Consider the following 20,573-nt stretch of genomic DNA (forward strand, 5'->3'; position numbering starts at 1 on the left):
CCCGCCGGGGCGTCATATGTAATCTGGACCGTTTCAGTCCACATTGCATTTTGACGGAAGGCGGGCGGCCCTGCGGTTGGAGGGCTTCTGGGACAGGGCTAGGGTGAGGCCCCTGTCACCTGGAGGGAATCCGCCGATGCGTCATCTGCTGCTCCTGGCCACCCTGGCACTGAGTCTGGCGGGCTGTGAGAAGAAGTCCGCGCCCACCCCCACCGACGCCCCGCCGAGCGGCCAGGCCACGGCTCCCCAAGGCTCCCAGGAGGGCACTCCAGCGCAGGCCCCCGCCCAGCCGGGCGCCCAGGCACAGGCGGGCGGGGACTCGAGCCCCATCGTGGTGGGTGAGGTGGGCAGCCTCACGGGCAGTGAGGCCACGTTCGGCGTGTCGGCGCGCAACGGCATCGAGCTGGCGCTGGACGAGGCCAACGCGGCCGGCGGCGTGAAGGGCCGCAAGGTGGTGGTGCGCGTGTACGACAGCCAGGGGCGCCCGGAGGAAGGTGCGCAGGCGGCGACGCGGCTGATTACCCAGGACAAGGTGGTGGCGATCCTCGGCGAGGCGGCCTCGTCGGTGTCCATGGCGATGGCGGAGAAGGCGCAGGCGGGCAAGGTGCCCATGATTACGCCCACGTCGACGAGCGCCGAGGTGACGAAGAAGGGCGACTACATCTTCCGCGTCTGCTTCATCGACGAGTTCCAGGGCCTGGTGATGGCGAAGTTCGCGCGCGAGAACCTGAAGCTGTCGCGGGTGGCGGTGCTCACGGACAACAAGAGCGCGTTCTCCATGGGGCTCGCCAACGTCTTCACCGCGAAGTTCCAGGAGTTCGGCGGACAAGTGGTGGGGACGGAGAGCTACTCGAAGGGGGACACGGACTTCCGCGCGCAGCTGACGGCCATCAAGCAGTTGAAGCCGGAGGCGGTGTTCGTGCCGGGTTACTACACGGACGTGGGCATCATCGCGCGGCAGGCGCGCGAGGTGGGCCTGAAGGTGCCGCTCCTGGGCGGCGACGGGTGGGACTCCGACAAGCTGTTCGAGCTGGGCGGGTCCGCGCTGGAGGGCAGCTACTTCTCCAACCACTACTCGCCGGGCAACCCGGACCCGGTGCTCCAGTCGTTCCTGGCGCGCTACAAGGCCCGCTACGGCAGCGTGCCGGACAGCGTGGCGGCGCTGGCGTACGACGCGGGCCGGGTGCTGGTGGAGGCGATGAAGCGCGCCCCGGACCTGAGCGGCCCGTCGCTGCGCGACGCCATCGCGGCGACGAAGGACTTCCCGGGCGTTGCGGGGCGCATCACGCTGGACGCCAACCGCGACGCGGTGAAGGAGGCCGTCGTGCTGAAGGTCGCCGGCGGCAAGGCGGAGTTCGTCACCACCGTGACGCCGTAGCGGTGACGCGTGCCCGGTCCCCCGTCCTCACGGGATGGGGGACTGGATGACGTAGTAGATGGAGTTGAAGTAGCGGTGCAGCGCGTTGAGGAGCTGGACCAGGAAGGGCCAGCCCACCGTGGTGATGCCGAGCAAGGCGGCGGAGACGACGGCGTACTCCACCATGGATTGGCCTCGGCGATTTCGACGCGTGAGCGAGGCCATCAGCACGTCCCCGGTTGTCTGCAGCCCATGTAGTACTCGCCACGGGCCTGCGCCGTGGCCTGGTTGTTGTTCGCCTCCCAGTCACGCCACTCGTTGTTGAAGTAGGTGCCGTTGCCGTCACCTTGCTTTATCTCCTGGATGGGCTCGCCACCGCCTGTCTGTGGCTGGATGGAGATGCTGACTTCTCGAGGATCATCCCCGGGAGTCTCCTTCAGAGCCGCAGCATCCGAGAGTAGCTTGGTCCTGATCGCCTGGGAGACGAGTTGCTCGGCCGCGGACGACATGTCCGAGTAACCATCATTCTCCTGGTGCTTATAGAGGAATGACACGCGGTGATAGAGGTCCCTGTCCTTCTGCTGGCGCTGCCCAGGCTCGAAACTCTGGTGCTCGGTGAGCGCCCAGGTGTCCGTCACCAGCGCGATGCGTTCCCAAGGCAACATATAAGTGTCCCGGGCTACATCCCGTCCTTGGGGGCCGCCCTTCTTGGCATTGCCATGGACGTTGCCTGACTGGGTCTCCTTCGCAAGGTCGACCTTGGAAAACTCCTGGAGGAACGTCGTGGGGAGCAGATAGTTCTGCACACCGCTTCGCGCGGAACAACGAATGAGCCCCCCGCGATTGAACTGGGACATGAAGGGGCCATGAAGCGTGACGCCATAGTTTCCCACGGCATTTTGGTCGACGGTGCATTCCACTTCCTGCGCCCCTGGATGAAGCCAGCACGCATGCGCCACCATTTCCTGGTGGTGGATGTCATCATCCGTTTCGCACTCAGGCCCCTTGCCAGGGCCATAGCTGTCCAAACCCGACTCGTGGTCGCAATACATCTGGCGCGCCAGTCCCTGCGTCTGACTGAAGCCCGCGAAAGACTCTCCGTTCTTGGGCTCCGCAGCATAATCCGAGACCGCATAGTCCCAGATGGTCGCTAGTGAGGTCTCCTGGGCGTCCAACACGTGGCGTAGCAGGTCATCCAGGAAAATGGCGTACATGAACACGGGGATGATGACCAACATGCACAGCGCCGTCTCTACGGCGGCAGCCCCCCGAGCACGCTTCCTCCGAATCCTGAAGGTCTTCACAGTGACACTCCCGGAGCATCGGCGATGGTGGCCGCATCGGAGTTCCCCGCCTCATCCAGTACCCGCCTTGCCTCGGAAGCAGTGAAGGGGTGCAGCTTCACGCGCCAGTAGGGGGCAAAGAGATTGGGAGGCTCCGACCAGCCCCCCTGCTTGAAGCGGTGGTAGTACACAAGGGACTTGGACAAGGCAGTGCCCTCCGCCGCAGAGAGGGTGAGGCTCCCCGAGCCTTGGTTGCCATGGTCAAACTTCACGGACCGGGAGCTGTTGAGTTCCCAGGGGGCCTTCTTCAGGTCTCCGACGTTGAGCTTCATCGTGTAATAACTGTAGACACGGGGCTGTCCCCAATCCCGGCTTGAACTCGGGTTGGCGCGGTACTTCATGAAGCAGTTGCCCGAACCCGCGCACGCCGTCAGCGCCCTCGCGTTGGTCCCCTCGAAGCGATGCCGACCTCGGTGGGTATCGATGCCACCATTGTCGTGGCCCCCACCATTGGCATCGCTCCAGATGAGCGCCTCGTAGGAGTTCTGCGCAGGGAGGGCATCTTCCCACCCGGAGTGGCGAAGAGAGCCCTCCTCGACAGCCGCCACGGTGGAGCCCTGATTCCCACCGCTCCTGCCTCCCTTGTAGATATCCACCTTGCTGCTGCTCTGTGTCGTCTTCGAGGACCCCTGATGATCTAACACTTGACACATCCCCTTGCCGGGGATCTTCCTGAACTCCGCGAGGAACTGAGCGTTGAGATGTTTAGGCGGGCTTCCGCCGCCATTGCGATTGGATGGCCATCCCGAACGGCTCGCATTGCCAATTTCCGTCGCGACCCTCGCGCGAGCATCCGCTGAGGTGCTCGCCACACTGCCCTGGCAATCCATTCCGTCCACAGCGCAGTTGAATTCGTTGGCGTTCATGCCGCCCACCGCCGACGACAACTCGCTCGCCGTTGGGGCAGTGTCGGTCTTGAGGCGGGAGAGCCCATGGCTCGAACCATCCCGCACCGCCTGCAGGGTGTTCTCGTGTACTTCGCGCTGGGACGAGTGAAGGCTGTCCACCATCAGGTCCAGCCCCTCCATCGCAGTCCTGAAGGAGCTTTCGAGGACCCTGACCTCACGGTCGTACATCCTGGCCTCCTTGCCAAAATCAGCCGCGATCTCCCCGGCATCAATCGCGTGCTTGCAGCACAGGCATCTTCCGCCGCAAGCAGCACACCGAAGCCCTTCCGCCTTGGCGATGTCGTTGAAGTTCGATTCCCCAGCCCGCAACATCGCGCCCGTAACACTCGCGGCCGCCATATAGGCGTGCAGGCTGTTCATCGCCACGTAGGACCCCGCGATGGCCCGGTTGCTGACCGCGTAGTAGTTGAGCGCCCGGGCCTCCAGCACTGCCATGGAGAACGACATGGAGTCGCTGTGCTGCTGCAGGCTCATCTTCTGCCGCAGCGCATGACTCAAGTTGAAGCTGAGCGTCACCATCAACGCGAGGACGAGGAAGGACAACGAACCCAGGACGATGGCCTGCCCGCGCTGAGGATGACGACGAGACCGTCCTACGAGCTCGGGTAAGTGAACGGGAAGAGGCATTCATTCCTCGCGGGCACATCGTCAGTGTTGAGGTAAAGATTGGACTGCATCCGCATGGTGTAGGTGGCGCGAATAGGGGCGATGTAGATGCCTTGCCCTGCCGCATCTTCGTAGGGCGCCTCCCCCGCGGACTTACTTCCGTACTTCCACTGCGCCGCCCTGCGAATCTCGCGGGCAGACGCTTTCCCGATCCGCAACACCATCTGCAGATCTCGCGCTCGTGCCGCGTTATAGATGACCCGGTCCGCGAACGGGATGACGAGCCTGTAGTTGAACGTCACCTGCACACGAAGCTTGGTGCGTTGGCTCTGTCGCCAATTGTCGGAGGTGGCATTGTCGGGATCGTCGAAGTCCATCTCGCCGCTTCCACTCACATCCTCTCGCGTGGGTCCGCAGATGGTGACCTCTGCGTATTTCAGGCGAATCTTGCCCATCTGATTGTTCGCCATCTCGTTCCACTTGTCCGTGAACTCCTGTCCGCTGCCCACCGGGCGCACATACTCGATGCCAGCAGGACCCTCCGAACGCTTGGCAAGCATCGGAAGGAGGACGGCGAGCGCCGCCTTTTCCATTTCAGCGACGCTAGCGTTGTGGAGGGAACCGGCTCGCACCGCCTTGTAGGCGGCGTACTTCGTCAGGAGCCGGGCCTGGTGCATCAACCCAAGCTGCAGGATGCCCAGGATGAGAAACACGAAGAGCGGCAGGACTACCGCGGTCTCCACCGCGGACTGCCCAGACTGCGCCTTCGCAGGACGTAAGTGGAAGGGGCATCGCATACAACAATCACTACCACACCCACACAGAGCTCCACAAAAGCCCGGGAACCGAATCTTCTACCCCTGCCCTACAGTGTTCTGCGCCACACAACAATGACAGCCACCTGGCGGACAAATCCATCCCAGCCACCCGCCTGCCCGCCCGCCCGCAGCACGACCAAAAAAGTCCAGACAACCACCCCAGGAAGATCCACGACATGACAAGGTGTCCGCGCCCCCGCTGCCCGCCAGGACCACCGGAGGCTGTCTTTGCGAGAACACGTAAGGGTTTCCCGTCTACCCTCCATGCAGGCAGCGCCCTCAACCGAACAAACCCACGCCAGTCAGGAATCGTCCCTGCACGGAACACCCGCCCCGCAGCTCCCACGGACTGCGGGGCGGAGGCTCGACGACGAGCTTCAGTTCAGGGAATCGTCCGGTCGAATCCAGCACGCCAGGAGCGCGCGACTCGTGCCCGGGCCTCGGGTACCGCCAACGCCCTCTACGGGATGGGCGACTGGATGACGTAGTAGATGGAGTTGAAGTACCGGTGCAGCGCGTTCAGCAACTGCACGAGGAACGGCCAGCCCATCACGGTGAAGCCCATCAGCGCCGCGGTGACGACGGCGTACTCCACCATCGACTGGCCGCGAGGCTTGCGTCGGTCGAGCACGGGCATCAGCACTTCCCCGGCTGCTTGCAGCCCAGGTAGTACCGGCCCCGCTTGCGCGCCGTGGCCTCGTTGTTGTTCACCTCCCAATCGCGCCACTCGTTGTTGAAGTAGATGGCGGGGGTCAGCCCCTGGATGACGATTTGTGACGGCGCGCCGCCGTTCTGCGGCTGGATGGAGAGGCTGACGTCACGCGGGTCGTCGCCGGGGGTGTGGTCGAGCGCCAGGCTGGAGGCGAGCAGGTTGCGATCGATGGCCTGTTTGACGAGCTCCTCAGCGGCGGGGGCCATCTGCGTGTAGCCCGAGTTCTCCTGGTTCGAGTAGATCTGCTGCACGCGCGCGTAGAGGTCCCCCTCCTCCTTCTGTCCCTCTCCGGGCGAGAAGCTCTGCACCTTGGTGAGGGCCCACGTGTCCGTCACCAGCGCGATGTACTCCCACGGGAGCAGGTAGGTGTCCTTCTCGCTCCCTCCCTGGGAGTTGCTGTGGACCTGCCCCTTGTTCTGCTTCTGCTCCTTCGCGAGGTCCACCTGCGAGAACTCCTGGAGGAACGTCGTGGGGAGCAGGTAGTTCTGGACGCTGCTGCGCGCCGAGCAGCGGATGAGCCCCCCCTTGTTGAACTGCCGCATGTAGGCGGCGTGCAACGTGACGCCGTAGCTTCCGACGGCGTTCTGGTCCACCGTGCAATACACCTGCTTCGCCTCCGGATGCATCCAGCACGCATGCGCCACCACATCCTGGTGGTGGCTCACGTCGTTCTCGCACTCGGGTCCATTCCCGGCGCCGTAGCTGTCCAGGCCCGACTCGTGGTCGCAGAACATCCGCCGCGCCAGGCCCTGCGTCTGGCCGAAGCCCGCGAAGGACTCACCACCCGTCGGCTTCGCGGCGTAGTCCGACACCGCGTAATCCCAGACGGTGGACACCACTGTCTCCTGGGCGTCCAGGACGTGCTTCAACAGGTCGTCCAGGAAGATGGCGTACATGAACACGGGGATGATGACGAGCATGCACAGCGCCGTCTCCACCGCGGCCGCGCCCCGCGCGAGGCGGCCTCCAGTCCTGATGCTCACAGCGACACCTCCGGCGCCTCGGCGATGGCGGCCGCGTCGGAGTTGCCCGCCTCCTCCAGCACCTTCTTCGCCTCATCGGGCTTGAACGGATGCAGCTTCACGCGCCAGTACGGCGCGAAAAGGTTGGGGGGCTCCGACCAGCCGTCCTGCTTGAAGCGGTGATAGTAGATGAGGGACTTCGACAGGCTCATGCCCTCGGTCGCGGACAGCGTCAGGCTGCCGGTGCCCTGCTCGCCATGCGTGAACTTCACGCTCCGGGAGGAGTTGAGCTCCCAGGGGGCCTTGGCCGGGTCCCCCTTGTTCAGCCGCATGGTGTAGTAGCTGTAGACGCGCGGCTGGCCCCAGTCGCGTTCCGAGTCGGGGTTGGCGCGGTACTTCATGAAGCAGTTACCAGAGCCCGCGCACGACGTGAGCGCCTTCGCGTTCGTCCCCTCGAAGCGGTGCTGCCCCGAGTGCGCCATCAGCACCGTGTGGCCTCCGCCCCTGTCGTCGCTCCAGATGTTGGCCAGGTAGGGCGCGGTCGCCGGGGTGGCGTCCTCCCACGACAGCTGGGCGAGGGCCCCCGTCTCGTTGGCCGCCACGGTGGTGCCCTGGTTGCCCCCCATCTGCCCCGGCAGGTAGACGCCCAGCATGTTCTGCACCGTCTTCGACGAGCCGAAGTGACCGACGAACTGGTGCGTCCCCTTGTTGTTGGGGATGGTCTTGAACTCCTCGAGGAACTTCTCGTGCAGGTGATTGGGCGGCAGGCCCTTGCGGTTGGCGGGCCACGCCGAGCGACTCGCGTTGCCAATCTCCGTCACCACGCGCGCGCGCGCCTCGGGCGAGGTGTTCGCCACGCTGCCCTGGCACTCCATCCCGTCCACGGCGCAGTTGAACTCGTTGGCGTTGAGCGCCCCCACCCCCGACGCCAGGTCGCTGACCTCCGGCACCGTCTGCGTCTTCAGCAGGGAGAGGCCATGGCTCGAGCCGTCCTTCACCGCCTGCAGCGTCTTCTCATGCACCTCCCGCTGCGAGGTGTGGATGTTGTCCACCATGAGGTCCAGGCCCTCCATGGCGTTCTTGAACTTGCCCTCCAGGCCCCGGACGTCCCGGTCGTACATCAAGGACTGCTTGGCGAACTTCGCGGCGATCTGCCCCGCCTCGACGGCGTGCTGGCAGCAGGGGCACTTCCCCTGACAGGCGGCGCACTTGGCGGCCTCGGAGGCGGCGATGGCCGTGAAGTTCACCCCGCCCGCGCGCAGCATCTCGCCGGTGACGCTCGCGGCCGCCATGTACGCGTGCAGGCTGTTCATCGCCACGTAGGAGCCGGCGATGGCCCGGTTGCTGACCGCGTAGTAGTTGAGCGCGCGCGCCTCCAGCACGCCCATGGAGAACGCCATCGCGTCGCCGTGCTGCTGCAGGGACATCTTGCGGCGCAGCGCGTGGCTCAGGTTGAAGCTCAGCGTCACCATCAACGCGAGGACGAGGAACGACAGCGAGCCCAGGACGATGGCCTGCCCGCGAGGAGAGCGGCGACGCGGCCGGCGACTCAGTATGCGAACGGGAAGAGGCATGCGTTCCTCGAGGGCAGGTCGTCGGTGTTGGTGTAGAGGTTCGACTGCATCCGCATGGTGTAGGTGGCGCGGATGGGGGCGATGTAGATGCGCTTGGACGCGGCGGCGGCGTAGGGGCCCTCGCCGGTGGAGGCGCTCCCGAACTTCCGGACGGCCACCTTGCTCTTCTCCGTGCCCTTCACCTCGCCCATGCGAATCACCATGGGCATGTCGCGGGCGCGCGCGGCGTTGAAGATGACCCAGTCCGCGAACGGGACGACCAGCCGGAAGTTGAACGTGACCTGGATGCGCAGCTTGGTGCGGTGGCTCTGCTTCCAGTCAGCGGAGGTGGCGTTGTCCGGGTCGTCGAAGTCCACCTCGCCGCCGCTCCCGCCCGCGTCCGCCTTCGTCGGCCCGCAGATGGTGACCTCGGCGTACTTCAGCTCCGTGTCCGCCATCTTGTTGTCCTTGAGCTCCTTCCACTTGTCCGCGAACTGCTGCCCGCTGCCCACCGGCCGCACGTACTCGATGCCCCCCTGGCCGGACGCGCGCTGGGCGAGCATGGGCAGCAGCACGGCGACGGCCGCCTTCTCCATCTCCCGCACGTTCGCGTTGTGGATGGAGCCAGCCCGCACCGCCTTGTAGGCCGCGTACTTCGTGAGCAGCCGCGCCTGGTGCATCAGCCCGAGCTGCAGGATGCCCAGGATGAGGAACACGAAGAGCGGCAGGACAATCGCGGTCTCCACCGCGGACTGCCCGGACTGCGCCCTCGCGGGATGTAAGCGGAAGGAGCATCGCATCCATCAATCACTACCACGCACGCAGAAAGAACCACAAAAGCCGAGGATTCGATTCTTCCGCCCCTGACTGGGAATGTCCTGCGCCTCACACCAATGACAGTCATGAATGGACAAAGCCATCCCGGCCTCCCCGCCTGCCTGCCCGCAGCCCCATCAAACAAATACAGGCATCCGCCTCGGGGGAATCCACGACACAACGACGCCTCCGCGACACTTCATCGCCCTGGAGGGCAGTGAGGTGGCTGTCTTTCGGAAAACACGTAAGGGCTTCCCGTCCGCCCTCCAGGCAGCCGGCGCCCACGCGCGCGAACGCGAATCAACCAGACAGGAATGAAACAGCCCGGTCGAATCCAGCGCGCCAGGAGCGCGCGACTCGTCCCGGGCCAGGGGTTGTCGCCGGCGCCCTACGGAATGGGCGACTGGATGACGTAGTAGATGGAGTTGAAGTACCGGTGCAGCGCGTTGAGCAGCTGCACGAGGAACGGCCAGCCCATCACGGTGAAGCCCATCAGCGCCGCGGTGACGACGGCGTACTCCACCATCGACTGGCCCCGGGCACGCCCCTGCTTCCTCAGCGACTTCTCCACCACGGCCTCCTTCATGGCACAGCCCCGCGCTGCAGCAGCGACAGCTGGAGCTCCACGCCCGGCTCGGGCAGCTTCAGGCGCAGCGTGGCGCGACCCATCGTCGTCCCCCGCATCACCTCGAACCCGATGCCACCGGCGTCCATCGGCTCCACCGCCCCCACCTCCCAGCCCTTCTCCTTCAACAGCGCCCGGTACTTCTCCCCCACCGCCTGGGGAGAGTCCCCCGGAAGCCTGCCCGACACCACGTGGTGCGCCGCGCCCTCCATGTCGAAGGACAGCGTCACCGGCTCGCTCAGCTCCGGCGGCAGCGGCATCCACGACGGCACCTTCGAGGCCCGCTTGAGCAGCGGCGCCACCTGCCCCGCCGACACGAAGCCCAGGGTCTCCCCGCCCTGCGCCAGCACGGACACCAGCCGCATCTCCTCCGTGGCCGGGCTCCAGTACCCCACCCAGCCGCCGTTCACCCCGTGCCGCTCTCCGAGCACCGGCAGCCCGTTGTCGAGCAGCACCTTGCGGTAGTGCTCCAGCACCTGCTCGGGCGTGTCCTGCGTGGTGAACCAGGCCACCGCGATGGGCACGTCCGGCCCCAGGTAGTCCACCGCGAGCAGCTCCGCGCGGCTCGCGCGCGGGTACGCCGGGAAGTGCACCAGCGCCCGCTTCAGCGCCGCCTCCTCCGCGGGCGAGCGGCCCGGCGCCTTCGCCGGAGGCGCGTCATCCAGCGAGGGCGGAGGAGACCACTCCTCGGACACGTCCCGCCGCCCGTAGACGGCTCCCTCCCAGGCGAAGCCGATCAACGCGCCCACCACGGCCACGGAGAACAGCAGCGCGGGCACGCGAATGACCAGGCTCGACGACTTGGGCATCAGCAGCGCTCCGCCTGGGCGCAGCCCAGGTAGTTGTTCCCTCGCGCGTTGTGCGTCTTCTCGTTGTTGTTGCGGTCCCAGTCCCGCCACTCGCTGTTGAAGTACGTGGCGCTGCCGCCATTCTGGTTCATCGTCTGTGTCGGGCCGCCGCTGGACGGGAACGGGACGATGGAGAGGCTCGCCTCACGCGGGTCATCCCCCGGCGGCATGTCATCCAGGCGGATGTCGCTGCTGAGCACCTCCTGCGTGGCCTCGTTGACGAACGCCTCCGCGGCCGAGGACATCTGCTCGTAGGCCGGGTTGTCTCCGCTCTTGTAGATCTGCGACACGCGCGCGTAGAGGTTCTCCTGGTCGCTGTCCTCGGTGCCCGGCGCGTAGCGGGCCTCCTTGGTCAGCGCCCACGTGTCCGTCACGATGGCGATGCGCTCCCAGGGCAGCAGGTAGACATCGCCCGCGAGGCCCCGCGGGTCGTCCTGCAAATCACCGCCCTGCGCGTTGCTGTGGATGCCGTCGCTCTTGTTCTTCGTCTGCCGCGCCAGGTTCACCTGGCTGAAGTCCTGGAGGAAGGTGCGCGGCAACAGGTAGTTCTGCACGCCCAGGCGCGCCGAGCAGCGGATGACGCCGCCCTTGCCGAAGTCATCCATGTACGCCTGGTGCAGCGTCACGTTGTACGCGCCCGCGGGCCCACCACCGCCGCCGCCGTTCGGGTCCGCCTGGTTCAGCGTGCACTGCACCTGCTGCGCGCCCGGGTTGAGCCAGCACGCGTGCGCGGTGACCTCGGCGTGGTGGCCCTCGTCGTTCTCGCACTCGGGGCCCTTGCCGGGGCCGAAGCTGTCCAGGCCCGACTCGTGGTCGCAGTACTGGAGGCGCGCGTAGTACTGGGCGCCGTTGAAGCCATAGAAGGGCTCCTCCGCGCCGCCCTCGGGCGGAGGGTTCTTGGGCTTGGTCGGATAGTCCTGGACGGCGTAGTCCCAGATGGTCGACAGCGCCGTCTCTTGCGAGTCCAGCGTGTGCCTCAACAGGTCATCGACGAAGAGCGCGTACATGAACACGGGGATGATGACGAGCATGCACAGCGCCGTCTCCACCGCGGCCGCGCCGCGCCTCGCGCGTTGTCCATAAGTCTTCACAGGGCCACCCCGTCCACCTGGGACATCTGCGCCGCGTCCGAGTTGCCCGCCGCGTCCAGCACCTGCTGCGCATCCCCCTTGGTGAAGGGGTGCAGCTTGGCGCGCCAGTAGGGCGCGAAGAGGTTGGGCGCCTCCTTCCAGCCCTCCTCGCCGAAGCGGTGGTAGTAGACCAGGGACTTGGACATGGCCATGCCCTCGGTCGCCGCCACGGTGAGGCTGCCCTGGCCCTGCTGCCCGTGGGTGAGGCGCACCTGCGCGGACGAATTGAGCTCCCACGGCGCCTGGCGCGTGTTGCCCACGCGGAAGGGCATGGACACGTAGCTGTAGACGCGCGGCTGGCCCCAGTCCCGGTCCGGGTCCGGGTTGGCGCGGAACTTCATGAAGCAGTTGCCGGAGCCCGCGCAGCCGGTGAGCGCGCGCGTGTTGACGCCCTCGAAGCGGTGCTGGCCGGAGTGCGCGCCGTTGTTCACGTGGCCACCGCCGCCGTCGTCGCTCCAGACCTCCGACTTGAAGTTGCTGGTGCCCACGCCGTGCTCCCAGCGGTGGAAGATGTTGCCCTCGTCCGACGCGGCCACCATGGTGCCGTCGTTGCCGCCGGACTGGCCGCCCTGGGTGAGCTGCCCCTTGCTCTTCACCGTCTTGGCGGTGCCCTTGGTGCCGGAGATGAGCTTCGTCGCCTCGTTGTCCGGAATCTCGTCCAGCTCATCGAAGAACTGCGAGTTGAGGTACTTGGGCAGGTTGGCGGACGCGCCTGCGCCGGGGCTGTCGCGGTTGGCGGGCCAGCCCGAGCGCGTGGCGTTGGCGATCTCCGTCATCACCCGCGCGCGGGCCTCGGGCGAGGTGTTGCTCTCGCTGCCCTGGCACTCCATGCCGTCCACGGCGCAGTTGAACTCGTTGGCGTTGATGGAGCCCACCGCGGAGACCAAATCCGTGGCGAGCGGCGCGGTGTAGTCGCGCAGCTGCCCCAGGCCGTGGCTCCTGCCGTCCTTCACCGCCTGGAGCGTCTTGTCGTGGACCTCGCGCTGGGCGGTGTGGATGTTGTCCACCATCAGGTCCAGGGCCTCCATGGCTTGACGGAAGTTGGACTCGAAGGCCTCCACCTTGTCGTCGTAGTCCTTGCCCGCGTCGCGGAAGTCGCCGGAAATCTTGAACGCCTCCGCCATGTGCTCGCAGTGGTCGCACATGAACTCGCAGGCGACGCACAGGCCGAACTCAATCATGGCGATCTGCATGAAGTTGTTCGACGACGCGCGCATCATCTGGCCGGTGAGGCTGGCGGCGGACATGTACGCGTGCAGGCTGTTCATCGCCACGTAGGAGCTGGCGATGGCCCGGTTGCTGACGGCGTAGTAGTTGAGCGCGCGCGCCTCCAGCACGGCCATGGAGAACGACAGCGTGTCGCTGTGCTGCTGCAGGGACATCTTGCGGCGCAGCGCGTGGCTCAGGTTGAAGCTCAGCGTCACCATCAGCGCCAGGACGAGGAACGACAACGAGCCCAGGACGATGGCCTGCCCGCGCTGGCGGCGGCGGGCGGGCCGGCTCAGTAGGAGAACGGGAAGAGGCATGCGTTGCTCGCGGGCAGGGCGTTGGCGCCCAGGTACAGGTTGGACTGCATCCGCATGGTGTACGTGGTGCGGATGGGCATGATGTAGATGCCCTGGGAGGCGGCGCTCTCGTAGGGGCCCTCGCCCGTGGCGGCGCCGCCGAAGCGACGGGTGGACGTCTTGGATTGCTCCTCCGCCTTCATCTTCCCCATGCGCATCAGCATGGGCACCTCGCGGCCGCGCGCGGCCTTGTAGATGACCCAGTCCGCGAACGGCACCACCAGTCGGTAGTTGAGCGTCAGCTGGATGCGCAGCTTGGTGCGGTGGTTCTCCCGCCAGCCGTCCGGGTGGATGTTGTCCGGGTCGTCGAAGTCGAACTCACCGCCGCCGGACACCTCCTCCTGCGTGGGGCCGCAGATGGTGACCTCGGCGTACTTGAGGTTCGCCCCGGGCATCTGGTTGTTCTTCAGCTCCTCGAACTTGGTCTCGAACTCCTGGGCGCTGCCGACGGGCTTGACGACCTCGATGCCCGCCTCGCCCGAGGTCCGGGTGCTGAGGATGGGCAGGAGCACCGCGAGCGCGGCGGCCTCCATGGTCTCCACCTTGGCGTTGTGCAGCGAGCCGGCGCGCACGGCCTTGTACGCGGCGTACTTCGCGAGCAGCCGCGCCTGGTGCATCAGCCCCAGCTGCAACGTGCCCAGGATGAGGAACACGAACAGCGGCAGGACGATGGCGGACTCCACCGCGGCCTGGCCTGATTGGGCCCTTGTGGGGACGGAACGCATCCAGCCTCGCTTCAGGAGCGGCACCCCACCGGGGGCTGCCGCCGGACGACAACAGGGTTGCACGGACCTTTAGATCTCGCGAATGAAGGGCCCGTTGTTGCGAGCCCCGTCCCCCCCTCTGGGAGCATCCCTCTCCTTGGGAGAAAATGCCGTGCGCGAAAGAGCTGTTCGGCCAGATGACCGATGGGTCCCCGGAAAACTCTCAGCGCCTGGAAAAGCGGGTGACGTGAAGAGACATCCATGCACCGCTCGGACGGCTGCTTTCGGGGGGGATTGACCGGGCTAGCGGCGGCGGGCCATCTCCTGGATGAGTTCCACGTAGCGGCGGTTCTTGGGGTTGAGCTTGAAGGCCTTGCGCAGGGCCTCGTCGGCCAGGGCCCACTGGCCCTCGCCCTGGGCCACCTCGCCCAGCAAGGCCCAGCCATCCTCCAGGCCGGGCTCCTGGCGGACCACCTCCTGGAGCTCCTGGAGGGCCAGCCGGCCGTGGGACTCGGGCTTCATCAGATACCGGGCCCAGGCGCGCCAGGCGTGGTGCAGGGGCTTGGGCTCGATGTCGCAGGCGTACTCGAAGTACTCGAACGCGCCGGCGTACTGCTTGTCGTTGAGGCGGCGGCGGGCCTCGTCGAACTGCGTCCTGGCGTCGAGCAAATCCGTGCGGATGCGGAACTGCTCGGCGGTGGAGGGGCGCCCGGTGGCGGTGCGCTCCTTCTCGCGGTGGGCGGCGCGGCGCTTCCGCCACAGGAGGTTCTGCTCCGCGTCGGACAGGGTGCCATAGGCGCGGGCGTAGGCGGCGAGCAGGGACTCGGCCTTCTCCTTGAGCTCGGGCGTCTGGAAGCGCAGGGGTGAGAAGCGCTCGGCCCAGGCGAGGAAGGCCCGGCGCAGCGGCAGGGGCTGCACGTCCTCGGGCACCTCCAGCAGCGCGAAGGGGTCCTTGGCGCGGTGCGCGAGGAAGGCCGACACCAGCGCGTCGCGCGTGGGCACGTCCTCGTCGCTGAAGGGCAGGCCCCGGGCGGCGACGGGCTCGGGCGCCACGGGCTCGGGAGGCGGGGCGGCCACGGGCACCGCGCGCGAGGACAGCTCCACGGCCCGGGCGTCCACGTCCTCTACGAAGCCCGCGACGCCCAGCAGGCACAGCGCGTACAGGCGGCGCAGGACGGTCTCCATGTCGAAGCCCGTGCGCTCCATCAGCTCGTTGAAGGTGGGGCGCTGGCGCAGCTGCTGGAGCAGCCGGGCGTCCTTGGACGACAGCTTGGGGCCCGACTCCACGGCGGGCATCTGCCCGAAGCGGCGCTCGTCGGTGAAGGTGAAGTGGGTGGCCACCGCGTCGAAGGGCATCACGCCCTCCACGCCCGTGAGGATGAGCTGCGCGGTGTTCATCCGCACGCTCGCGTCGGGCGTCTCCACGTCCGCGATGAGGCGGTACTTCGCGTCCACCCACCGGAAGCAGTCGAGCAGCTTGTGCGCCAGGTTCGCCTGCAGCTGCTTGTACAAGTCGAACGGGCTGATGAGCCCCTTCTGCACCAGCAGCCCGCCCATCTGCATGCCCGAGGAGACGCTCTCCGCCAGCGACTTCTGGTAGTCGGCCTCGGACAGCTTGCCCTTCTCCACCAGGTACTTCCCCAGCGTCTCGTGGAGCAGGTTGGACTGGCACGCCACGGGCGAGCCTTCCTCGAAGAGGATGCGCTTCTCGCGCTGGCGCACCTTCAGCTCCAGCGTGCACGTGCGCTCCTCGGCCATCAGCGCCTGGAGCAGCAGCGGGAAGGGCGTGTCCGCGAGCAATCCCTCGCGCTGCCGGAGCACCTGCGACGGGGAGGGAAACATGGAGCGGGGGCCTCGGCTGTGGACGCGGGGAGGGACGACGTCTTGAAGCCTACGCCCGTCCCGCCACTCCAGACATCCCCCGGCCCCAGGGCCCTTCACCAGGAGGTCCGAACAGCGAGCGGACCGGCCCCCACTCGCGGTCCTGGGGTCTGGGGCTACCCGGCGCGCTACTCGATTGGGGGCCCGGCCTCTTCCCAGCCGGCGGCCGAGGGGGCCTCGCCCGGGGGGTAGCCCTCGCCGTAGCCGCCGCCATAGCGGTGGGTGCGCTGGGTGAACAGGCCCATCTGGCGGGCCATCGTCGCGCCCGTGCCCAGCACCAGCGCGAGCAGCACCGCGTAGGTCAGCGGACGGCTGGGTCGGGACAGCCACGCCCACCGGCGCTCGCGGCGACGCTGGAAGCCCGGGGCGACGACGTACTCGTTCCACGCCGCGTCCCGAGCGCGCTTCGCGTCCGCGCTGCGCCCGTCCTTCGCCAGGGCCCGGGCGAGCAGGTAGCGGCCCTCCACCGAGCCCAGCCGCGTCGCGCAGAAGCGCTCCAGCGCCTCGATGGCGCCCTTCACCTCGCCGCGCTTCAATCGGAAGCGGCCGCGCTCCAGGTCGATGGCGCCCTGGCGGTAGCCGGCGTCCAGCTTCGCCGCCTCGTCCAGGAGCAGCTCGCCGCGCTGCGCGTCGCCCGCGCCCAGGTACGCGACGCCGAGCAGGAACAGGGTGTCCACGTCCTCGTCGCCCGCCTCCAGGTTGGGCTTGAGGATGTCCACGGCCTCCTCATAGCGCTTCTGCTCCACGCGGATGTCCGCCAGCTCGTGGCGCGCGCGGCGCTCGTGGGGGTTGGTGAGGATGGTCCCCGCCAGGTACCCGGCGCGCTGGAAGCGCTTCATCATGCGCACGGGGCTGGGCAACAGCCGCCACGTGAAGCGGTCCGCCACGAAGATGAAGACGATGACCAGGCCCAGCGACAACAGCGGGCTGCCCGTCAGCAGCGTCAGGAACATCCACAACAGCCACTTGCTCATACGCTCCTCGAAATCCCTCGCGCGCGCCGGCTCGACTACAAGAGCCGCGCGCAGACGGCGCTGTGCACGTCCGCGCCCTTCTCCGTCAAGGCCAGTCGCCCGTTCGTGAGCGTCGCGAAGCCGTGCTCCACCAGCCGCGCCACCTCCGCCCGTCGGGGCTCCACCGGCTGGCCATATCGCTCACACACCGCCTCCCAGTCCACACCCGACACCAGCCGCAGCCCCATCGCCAGCCGCTCCGCGAACAGCTCCTCGGCGCCCAGCGCCTCGCGGCTGTCCTCGGGCAGGCGCCCCGCCTCCACCTGGGCCAGGTACCTCTCCGGGCTGCGCAGGTTCGCGTAGCGCGAGGGCTCGGGGGACAGCAGCATCCCCGTGGCGCCCACGCCCAGCGCCAGGTACTCGCCGCCCGTCCAGTACAGCGCGTTGTGCCGGGAGCTGAAGCCCGCTCTGGCGTGGTTGGAGACCTCGTAGCGGGTGAGGCCCGCGGCGCCGTACACCTGGCGCACCGTGGCGGCCATCGTCACCACGTCGTCGTCCGAGGGCAGCTCCAGCTCGCCGCGCTTGAGCTGCTTGGACAAGGGCGTGTCCACCGCCAGCACCTCGCGCTCCACCGTCAGCGCGTACGTGGACAGGTGCTCGGGCTGGAGCGCCACCGCGCGGCGCGCGTCCTGCTCCACCTGGGCCACCGTCTGGCCGTGCACGCCGTAGATGAAGTCCATGGACACCACCGGGAAGCGCGCGCGCCGTGCCAGCTCCACCGCGCGCTCCACCTGCTCCGCGTCGTGCGCGCGGCCCAGCGCCTTGAGCGTCCGGGGCTCGAAGGACTGGACGCCCAGGGACAGCCGGTTCACGCCCGCGGCCCGGTAGCCCTCGAAGCGCTCCGCGTCCGCGCGCTCCGGGTTGCCCTCCAGCGACACCTCCGCGCCGGGCGACACCTTCAGCCTCGCGGCGATTCCGTCCAGCACGCGGGAGACGTAACGCGGATGCCACAGTGACGGAGTTCCACCGCCCAGGAAGATGGACTCCAGGGGCTTGTCGCGCAGCTCGGGCGAGAGGGCGAGGCGCGCGTCGAGCTCCGCCAGCACCGCGTTCGCGTAGCGCTCCTCGGGCACCTGGCGCGCCACGGCCACGGCGAAGTCGCAGTACGGGCACTTCGCGAGGCAGTAGGGGAAGTGCAGGTACAGCCCGAAGCGGGCCGCCGGCATCCCCGTGAGCAGGTCCACTGGCGCGTCGAACGGCATGAGGGGCAAACCTCTACTTCCGGCCCTTCAATTGCGCTTCCAGTTTGGCGATCTTCGCCTTGTAGCCGGCCGCCGCCTCGAGCGCCGTCTCGGCCGCCACCAGCTTGCGCTTGAGGTTGGCCGCGTCCGCCTTGAGGCCCTCCCGCTCGGCCTCCCAGTCGGCGGGCGCACTCGACGCCACGGGCTGTGGTGCCTGGGCCAGCTTCTGCTCCAGCGCCTCTCGGGCCTGCTGCTCGGCGCGCAGCTTCGCCTCGGCCGCGGACAGCGCCGCCTTCGCCTCCTCCAGCTTCTTGTCGGACGCGGCGCGCGCCGTGGCCGACTCCTGCGCCTTGCCCGCCTGCGAGGACTCCGCGCGAGCGAGCCGGGCCTCGGCGTCCTGGAGCTTCGAGGCCAGCTCCGCGCGCGTCGCTTCCACTGACTCGAGCTTCGAGGCCAGCTCCAGCCGCGCCACCTCCACGTCCTTGAGCCGGGTCTCCGCCGCCTGGGCCGCCGCCTCCTCCTTCTGCTTGCCGGCCTGCGCGGTCTGCGCCGCCTGGGTTGCACGGGCCGCGTCGGTCTTTGCCGTCTCCAGCGCGCCCTCCAGCATCTTCAGCCGCTGCTGGAGCCGCTCCGCCTTGTCCGCCTCGGCGCGCGCGGCCTCCAGCTCCTCGCGCAGCTCCGCCAGCTGGGCCTCGGCGCCGCCCTGCCCTTCCGCCAGCGCGTCCGCGCGGGCCTCCACTTCCGCCGCGTGCACCTGCGCGTCGGAGCGCTCCGCCTCCGCGGCCTCGCGGCGCACGCGCTCGAGCGACACCTCTTCCTTCGCCTGCGCGAGCGCGCCCTGCACCCGCGCGAGCTCCGCCTCGCGCTGCGCGGAGGCCGTCTCCAGCATCGTCACCCGCGCGGCCAGGCCCACGCGCTCGGCGTCCGTGGTGGCGGTCTTCATCTCCGCGGCGGCGAGCTGCTTCTTGAGTTCGTCGCGCTCGGCGTGCGCGGCCTCCAGCGCCGCGGACACCTCGCCCACCTTCGCCTCGGCCTGCTGGGCCGCCTCGCCCAGCGCCGCCGCGTCCGCCTCCATGCGGTCACGCAGGGAGACCTGCTCGACCTCCAGCGCCTCCAGCGCCTCCTTCAGCGCCGCGGCCTCGCCCTCCGCCACCTGCGCGCGCTCACCGGCCTGCGCGAGCCCCTCTTCCAGGGCCTGGGCGCGCTCGGCGGCGCGCGCGGCCTCGGTCTCCAGCCGCGCGGTGAGTCGGGCCACCTCGGCGGCGCGTCCCTCCAGCGCCTGCCGCAGCACGGGCAGCTCGGAGGCCTCCGTGGTGCGCGCGGTGAGCGCCGCGCGCAGGCCCACGATTTCGGCGTCCTTCAGGGCCAGCGCCTTCTCCAGCTCGGAGGTCTGCGCCTGCAGCGTGCGCAGCCCCTCCTCCACCACCGCGAGCTGGCGGCGCGCCTGGTCGCGCTCCTCCTCCAGCGAGCGCGAGCGGGTCTGCGCCTCCTCCAGCGAGCTCTTGGACCAGTCGCTCTCGCTCTCCACCGCGGAGAGCGCGCCCTGCGCCTCGGCGAGCGCGGCCTCCAGCTGGCCCACGCGCAGGCCCAGCGAGTCACGCTCGGCCGTGGCCGTCTCCAGCTCACCGCCCAGCCGCTCCACGTCGGAGAGCACCTGCTGGTACTGCTCCTGGACGGCCTCCAGCGCGCCCTGCGCCTCGGACTTCTCCGCCGCCAGCTCCGCGACGCGGTCCTGGGCCAGCGACAGCGCCTCCTTGGCGCCCACCAGCTCCTCGGCCACCGCGCCCCGCGACTCGCGCTCGTCGTGGAGCTCCGCCGTCAGCCGGGGGACCTCCGACTCCACCTCCGCGAGCGCCCGCGACAAGTCCTTGCGGTCCGCCTCCACCGCGGACAGCTCCGCCTCCACCGCGGCGAGCTTCGCCTCGGCGTCCGCCGCGCGCTTCTCCGCGCTGGCCAGGGCCTCCGAGGTCTGCGCCAGCTTCGCCGGGGAGTCCTTCACCGCGCCCAGCTGCGCCTTGGCCTCCGCGGCCTCCTTGCGCGCCTGGGTGAGCGACTGCTTGAGACCGGTCACCTCCCCGTCGCGCTCGGCGTACAGGGTGCGCGCCCGGGCCAGGGTCTCCGTCTTCTGCCGGACGACGGCCCGGAAGTACTCGAGCTTCTCCTCCGGAGAAGCCCCCATGGGCATCCGGGGCTCGGCGGCCTCCTTGAAGGGATCATCCCCCGGCACCCGCGCCGCCCGGGCGACCGGGGCCGGGGTGGTGGCGACGGGGGCGGGGGCCTTGGCCGCGCCCGTGCCCGCCGACGACAACGCCGGGGACGCCGCCGGGCGGCGAGGGGGCAGAGGGGGCGGAGCAGCGGGCGGTGGCGCCGAAGGCGGGGGCTTGGGCTGGGGCCTGGGGAGGGCAGTGGCGGTGGGGGCGGGGGGGGCCGCTTGGACGCCAGTGTCCTCCAGGTCCAGGCTGTCGCGCAGGTCCGCGAGCGGATCCACCTCTTCCGGAGGTGACGGCATGGGCCCGCCCAGGTTACCGCCCGGCGGCGCGGCCTACCAGGG

The 20,573-nt window shown here is 68.5% G+C and carries 18 protein-coding genes; 1 reads left to right on the top strand and 17 read right to left on the bottom strand.

The features are described 5' to 3' along the window. Window positions 1–136: 136 nt before the first annotated feature. Complete coding sequence (locus tag VZQ01_RS12875) at window positions 137–1,378, top strand: ABC transporter substrate-binding protein (protein ID WP_426747962.1); 1,242 nt, start codon at window positions 137–139, stop codon at window positions 1,376–1,378. 27 nt (window positions 1,379–1,405) lie between these two features. Here VZQ01_RS12875 and VZQ01_RS12880 read toward each other — a convergent pair whose 3' ends face one another. The 17 genes from VZQ01_RS12880 to VZQ01_RS12960 form a co-directional block, all read right to left on the bottom strand. Beyond that, window positions 1,406–1,543: a hypothetical protein gene (locus VZQ01_RS12880; RefSeq protein ID WP_426749054.1), complete on the bottom strand. Its 138-nt coding sequence runs from the start codon at window positions 1,541–1,543 to the stop codon at window positions 1,406–1,408. A gap of 38 nt (window positions 1,544–1,581) precedes the next feature. Continuing rightward, window positions 1,582–2,595 carry a hypothetical protein gene (locus VZQ01_RS12885; RefSeq protein WP_426747963.1) on the bottom strand — a complete coding sequence of 338 codons (1,014 nt, stop codon included), beginning with the start codon at window positions 2,593–2,595 and terminating at the stop codon, window positions 1,582–1,584. 62 nt (window positions 2,596–2,657) lie between these two features. Then, the gene (locus VZQ01_RS12890) at window positions 2,658–4,151 is read right to left on the bottom strand and encodes a hypothetical protein (protein WP_426747964.1); all 1,494 of its coding nucleotides are present in this window, start codon (window positions 4,149–4,151) and stop codon (window positions 2,658–2,660) included. Window positions 4,152–4,201: 50 nt separating this feature from the next. Continuing rightward, window positions 4,202–5,011, bottom strand: a complete 810-nt coding sequence (locus VZQ01_RS12895) for a TadE/TadG family type IV pilus assembly protein (protein WP_426747965.1) — start codon at window positions 5,009–5,011, stop codon at window positions 4,202–4,204. 481 nt (window positions 5,012–5,492) lie between these two features. After that, window positions 5,493–5,669, bottom strand: a complete 177-nt coding sequence (locus VZQ01_RS12900; RefSeq protein WP_426747966.1) for a hypothetical protein — start codon at window positions 5,667–5,669, stop codon at window positions 5,493–5,495. Beyond that, window positions 5,669–6,727 carry a hypothetical protein gene (locus VZQ01_RS12905; RefSeq protein WP_426747968.1) on the bottom strand — a complete coding sequence of 353 codons (1,059 nt, stop codon included), beginning with the start codon at window positions 6,725–6,727 and terminating at the stop codon, window positions 5,669–5,671. Before VZQ01_RS12905 ends, VZQ01_RS12900 begins: the two co-directional genes overlap by 1 nt. Then, entirely contained in the window at window positions 6,724–8,280 is a 1,557-nt protein-coding gene (locus VZQ01_RS12910) for a hypothetical protein (protein WP_426747969.1), read from the bottom strand. The genes VZQ01_RS12905 and VZQ01_RS12910 overlap by 4 nt, the downstream gene beginning before the upstream one ends. Beyond that, window positions 8,256–9,059, bottom strand: coding sequence for a TadE/TadG family type IV pilus assembly protein (locus VZQ01_RS12915; RefSeq protein ID WP_426747970.1), 804 nt, complete (start codon window positions 9,057–9,059; stop codon window positions 8,256–8,258). Before VZQ01_RS12915 ends, VZQ01_RS12910 begins: the two co-directional genes overlap by 25 nt. 404 nt (window positions 9,060–9,463) lie before the next feature. Continuing rightward, the gene (locus VZQ01_RS12920) at window positions 9,464–9,646 is read right to left on the bottom strand and encodes a hypothetical protein (protein ID WP_141327720.1); all 183 of its coding nucleotides are present in this window, start codon (window positions 9,644–9,646) and stop codon (window positions 9,464–9,466) included. Window positions 9,647–9,657: 11 nt separating this feature from the next. Next, window positions 9,658–10,509, bottom strand: a complete 852-nt coding sequence (locus tag VZQ01_RS12925) for a hypothetical protein (protein WP_426747972.1) — start codon at window positions 10,507–10,509, stop codon at window positions 9,658–9,660. After that, the gene (locus VZQ01_RS12930; RefSeq protein ID WP_426747973.1) at window positions 10,509–11,639 is read right to left on the bottom strand and encodes a hypothetical protein; all 1,131 of its coding nucleotides are present in this window, start codon (window positions 11,637–11,639) and stop codon (window positions 10,509–10,511) included. The genes VZQ01_RS12925 and VZQ01_RS12930 overlap by 1 nt, the downstream gene beginning before the upstream one ends. Further along, a complete protein-coding gene (locus VZQ01_RS12935; protein ID WP_141327687.1) occupies window positions 11,636–13,204 on the bottom strand; it encodes a hypothetical protein in 1,569 nt (522 codons plus the stop codon). The genes VZQ01_RS12930 and VZQ01_RS12935 overlap by 4 nt, the downstream gene beginning before the upstream one ends. Then, complete coding sequence (locus tag VZQ01_RS12940; RefSeq protein ID WP_223746220.1) at window positions 13,180–13,968, bottom strand: TadE/TadG family type IV pilus assembly protein; 789 nt, start codon at window positions 13,966–13,968, stop codon at window positions 13,180–13,182. Before VZQ01_RS12940 ends, VZQ01_RS12935 begins: the two co-directional genes overlap by 25 nt. Before the next feature lie 282 nt (window positions 13,969–14,250). Next, window positions 14,251–15,789 carry a DUF4388 domain-containing protein gene (locus VZQ01_RS12945; protein WP_223746219.1) on the bottom strand — a complete coding sequence of 513 codons (1,539 nt, stop codon included), beginning with the start codon at window positions 15,787–15,789 and terminating at the stop codon, window positions 14,251–14,253. Window positions 15,790–15,956: 167 nt separating this feature from the next. Beyond that, a complete protein-coding gene (locus VZQ01_RS12950) occupies window positions 15,957–16,802 on the bottom strand; it encodes a tetratricopeptide repeat protein (RefSeq protein WP_223746218.1) in 846 nt (281 codons plus the stop codon). 35 nt (window positions 16,803–16,837) lie between these two features. Next, a complete protein-coding gene (gene hemW, locus VZQ01_RS12955) occupies window positions 16,838–18,043 on the bottom strand; it encodes a radical SAM family heme chaperone HemW (protein WP_141327681.1) in 1,206 nt (401 codons plus the stop codon). A gap of 13 nt (window positions 18,044–18,056) precedes the next feature. Continuing rightward, a complete protein-coding gene (locus VZQ01_RS12960) occupies window positions 18,057–20,531 on the bottom strand; it encodes a coiled-coil domain-containing protein (protein WP_426747974.1) in 2,475 nt (824 codons plus the stop codon). Window positions 20,532–20,573 lie beyond the last annotated feature (42 nt).

This window comes from Myxococcus faecalis (assembly GCF_050039385.1).
Lineage (GTDB): Bacteria > Myxococcota > Myxococcia > Myxococcales > Myxococcaceae > Myxococcus > Myxococcus fulvus.

Excerpts from the sequence above, each read along its gene's own strand:
- VZQ01_RS12875 (WP_426747962.1), top strand. The coding sequence starts at position 137 with ATGCGTCATCTGCTGCTCCTGGCCACCCTGGCACTGAGTCTGGCGGGC.
- VZQ01_RS12880 (WP_426749054.1), bottom strand. The coding sequence starts at position 1,543 with ATGGTGGAGTACGCCGTCGTCTCCGCCGCCTTGCTCGGCATCACCACG.
- VZQ01_RS12885 (WP_426747963.1), bottom strand. The coding sequence starts at position 2,595 with ATGTTGGTCATCATCCCCGTGTTCATGTACGCCATTTTCCTGGATGAC.
- VZQ01_RS12895 (WP_426747965.1), bottom strand. The coding sequence starts at position 5,011 with ATGCGATGCCCCTTCCACTTACGTCCTGCGAAGGCGCAGTCTGGGCAG.
- VZQ01_RS12900 (WP_426747966.1), bottom strand. The coding sequence starts at position 5,669 with ATGCCCGTGCTCGACCGACGCAAGCCTCGCGGCCAGTCGATGGTGGAG.
- VZQ01_RS12910 (WP_426747969.1), bottom strand. The coding sequence starts at position 8,280 with ATGCCTCTTCCCGTTCGCATACTGAGTCGCCGGCCGCGTCGCCGCTCT.
- VZQ01_RS12915 (WP_426747970.1), bottom strand. The coding sequence starts at position 9,059 with ATGCGATGCTCCTTCCGCTTACATCCCGCGAGGGCGCAGTCCGGGCAG.
- VZQ01_RS12925 (WP_426747972.1), bottom strand. The coding sequence starts at position 10,509 with ATGCCCAAGTCGTCGAGCCTGGTCATTCGCGTGCCCGCGCTGCTGTTC.
- VZQ01_RS12935 (WP_141327687.1), bottom strand. The coding sequence starts at position 13,204 with ATGCCTCTTCCCGTTCTCCTACTGAGCCGGCCCGCCCGCCGCCGCCAG.
- VZQ01_RS12940 (WP_223746220.1), bottom strand. The coding sequence starts at position 13,968 with ATGCGTTCCGTCCCCACAAGGGCCCAATCAGGCCAGGCCGCGGTGGAG.
- VZQ01_RS12945 (WP_223746219.1), bottom strand. The coding sequence starts at position 15,789 with ATGTTTCCCTCCCCGTCGCAGGTGCTCCGGCAGCGCGAGGGATTGCTC.
- VZQ01_RS12950 (WP_223746218.1), bottom strand. The coding sequence starts at position 16,802 with ATGAGCAAGTGGCTGTTGTGGATGTTCCTGACGCTGCTGACGGGCAGC.
- hemW (WP_141327681.1), bottom strand. The coding sequence starts at position 18,043 with ATGCCGTTCGACGCGCCAGTGGACCTGCTCACGGGGATGCCGGCGGCC.
- VZQ01_RS12960 (WP_426747974.1), bottom strand. The coding sequence starts at position 20,531 with ATGCCGTCACCTCCGGAAGAGGTGGATCCGCTCGCGGACCTGCGCGAC.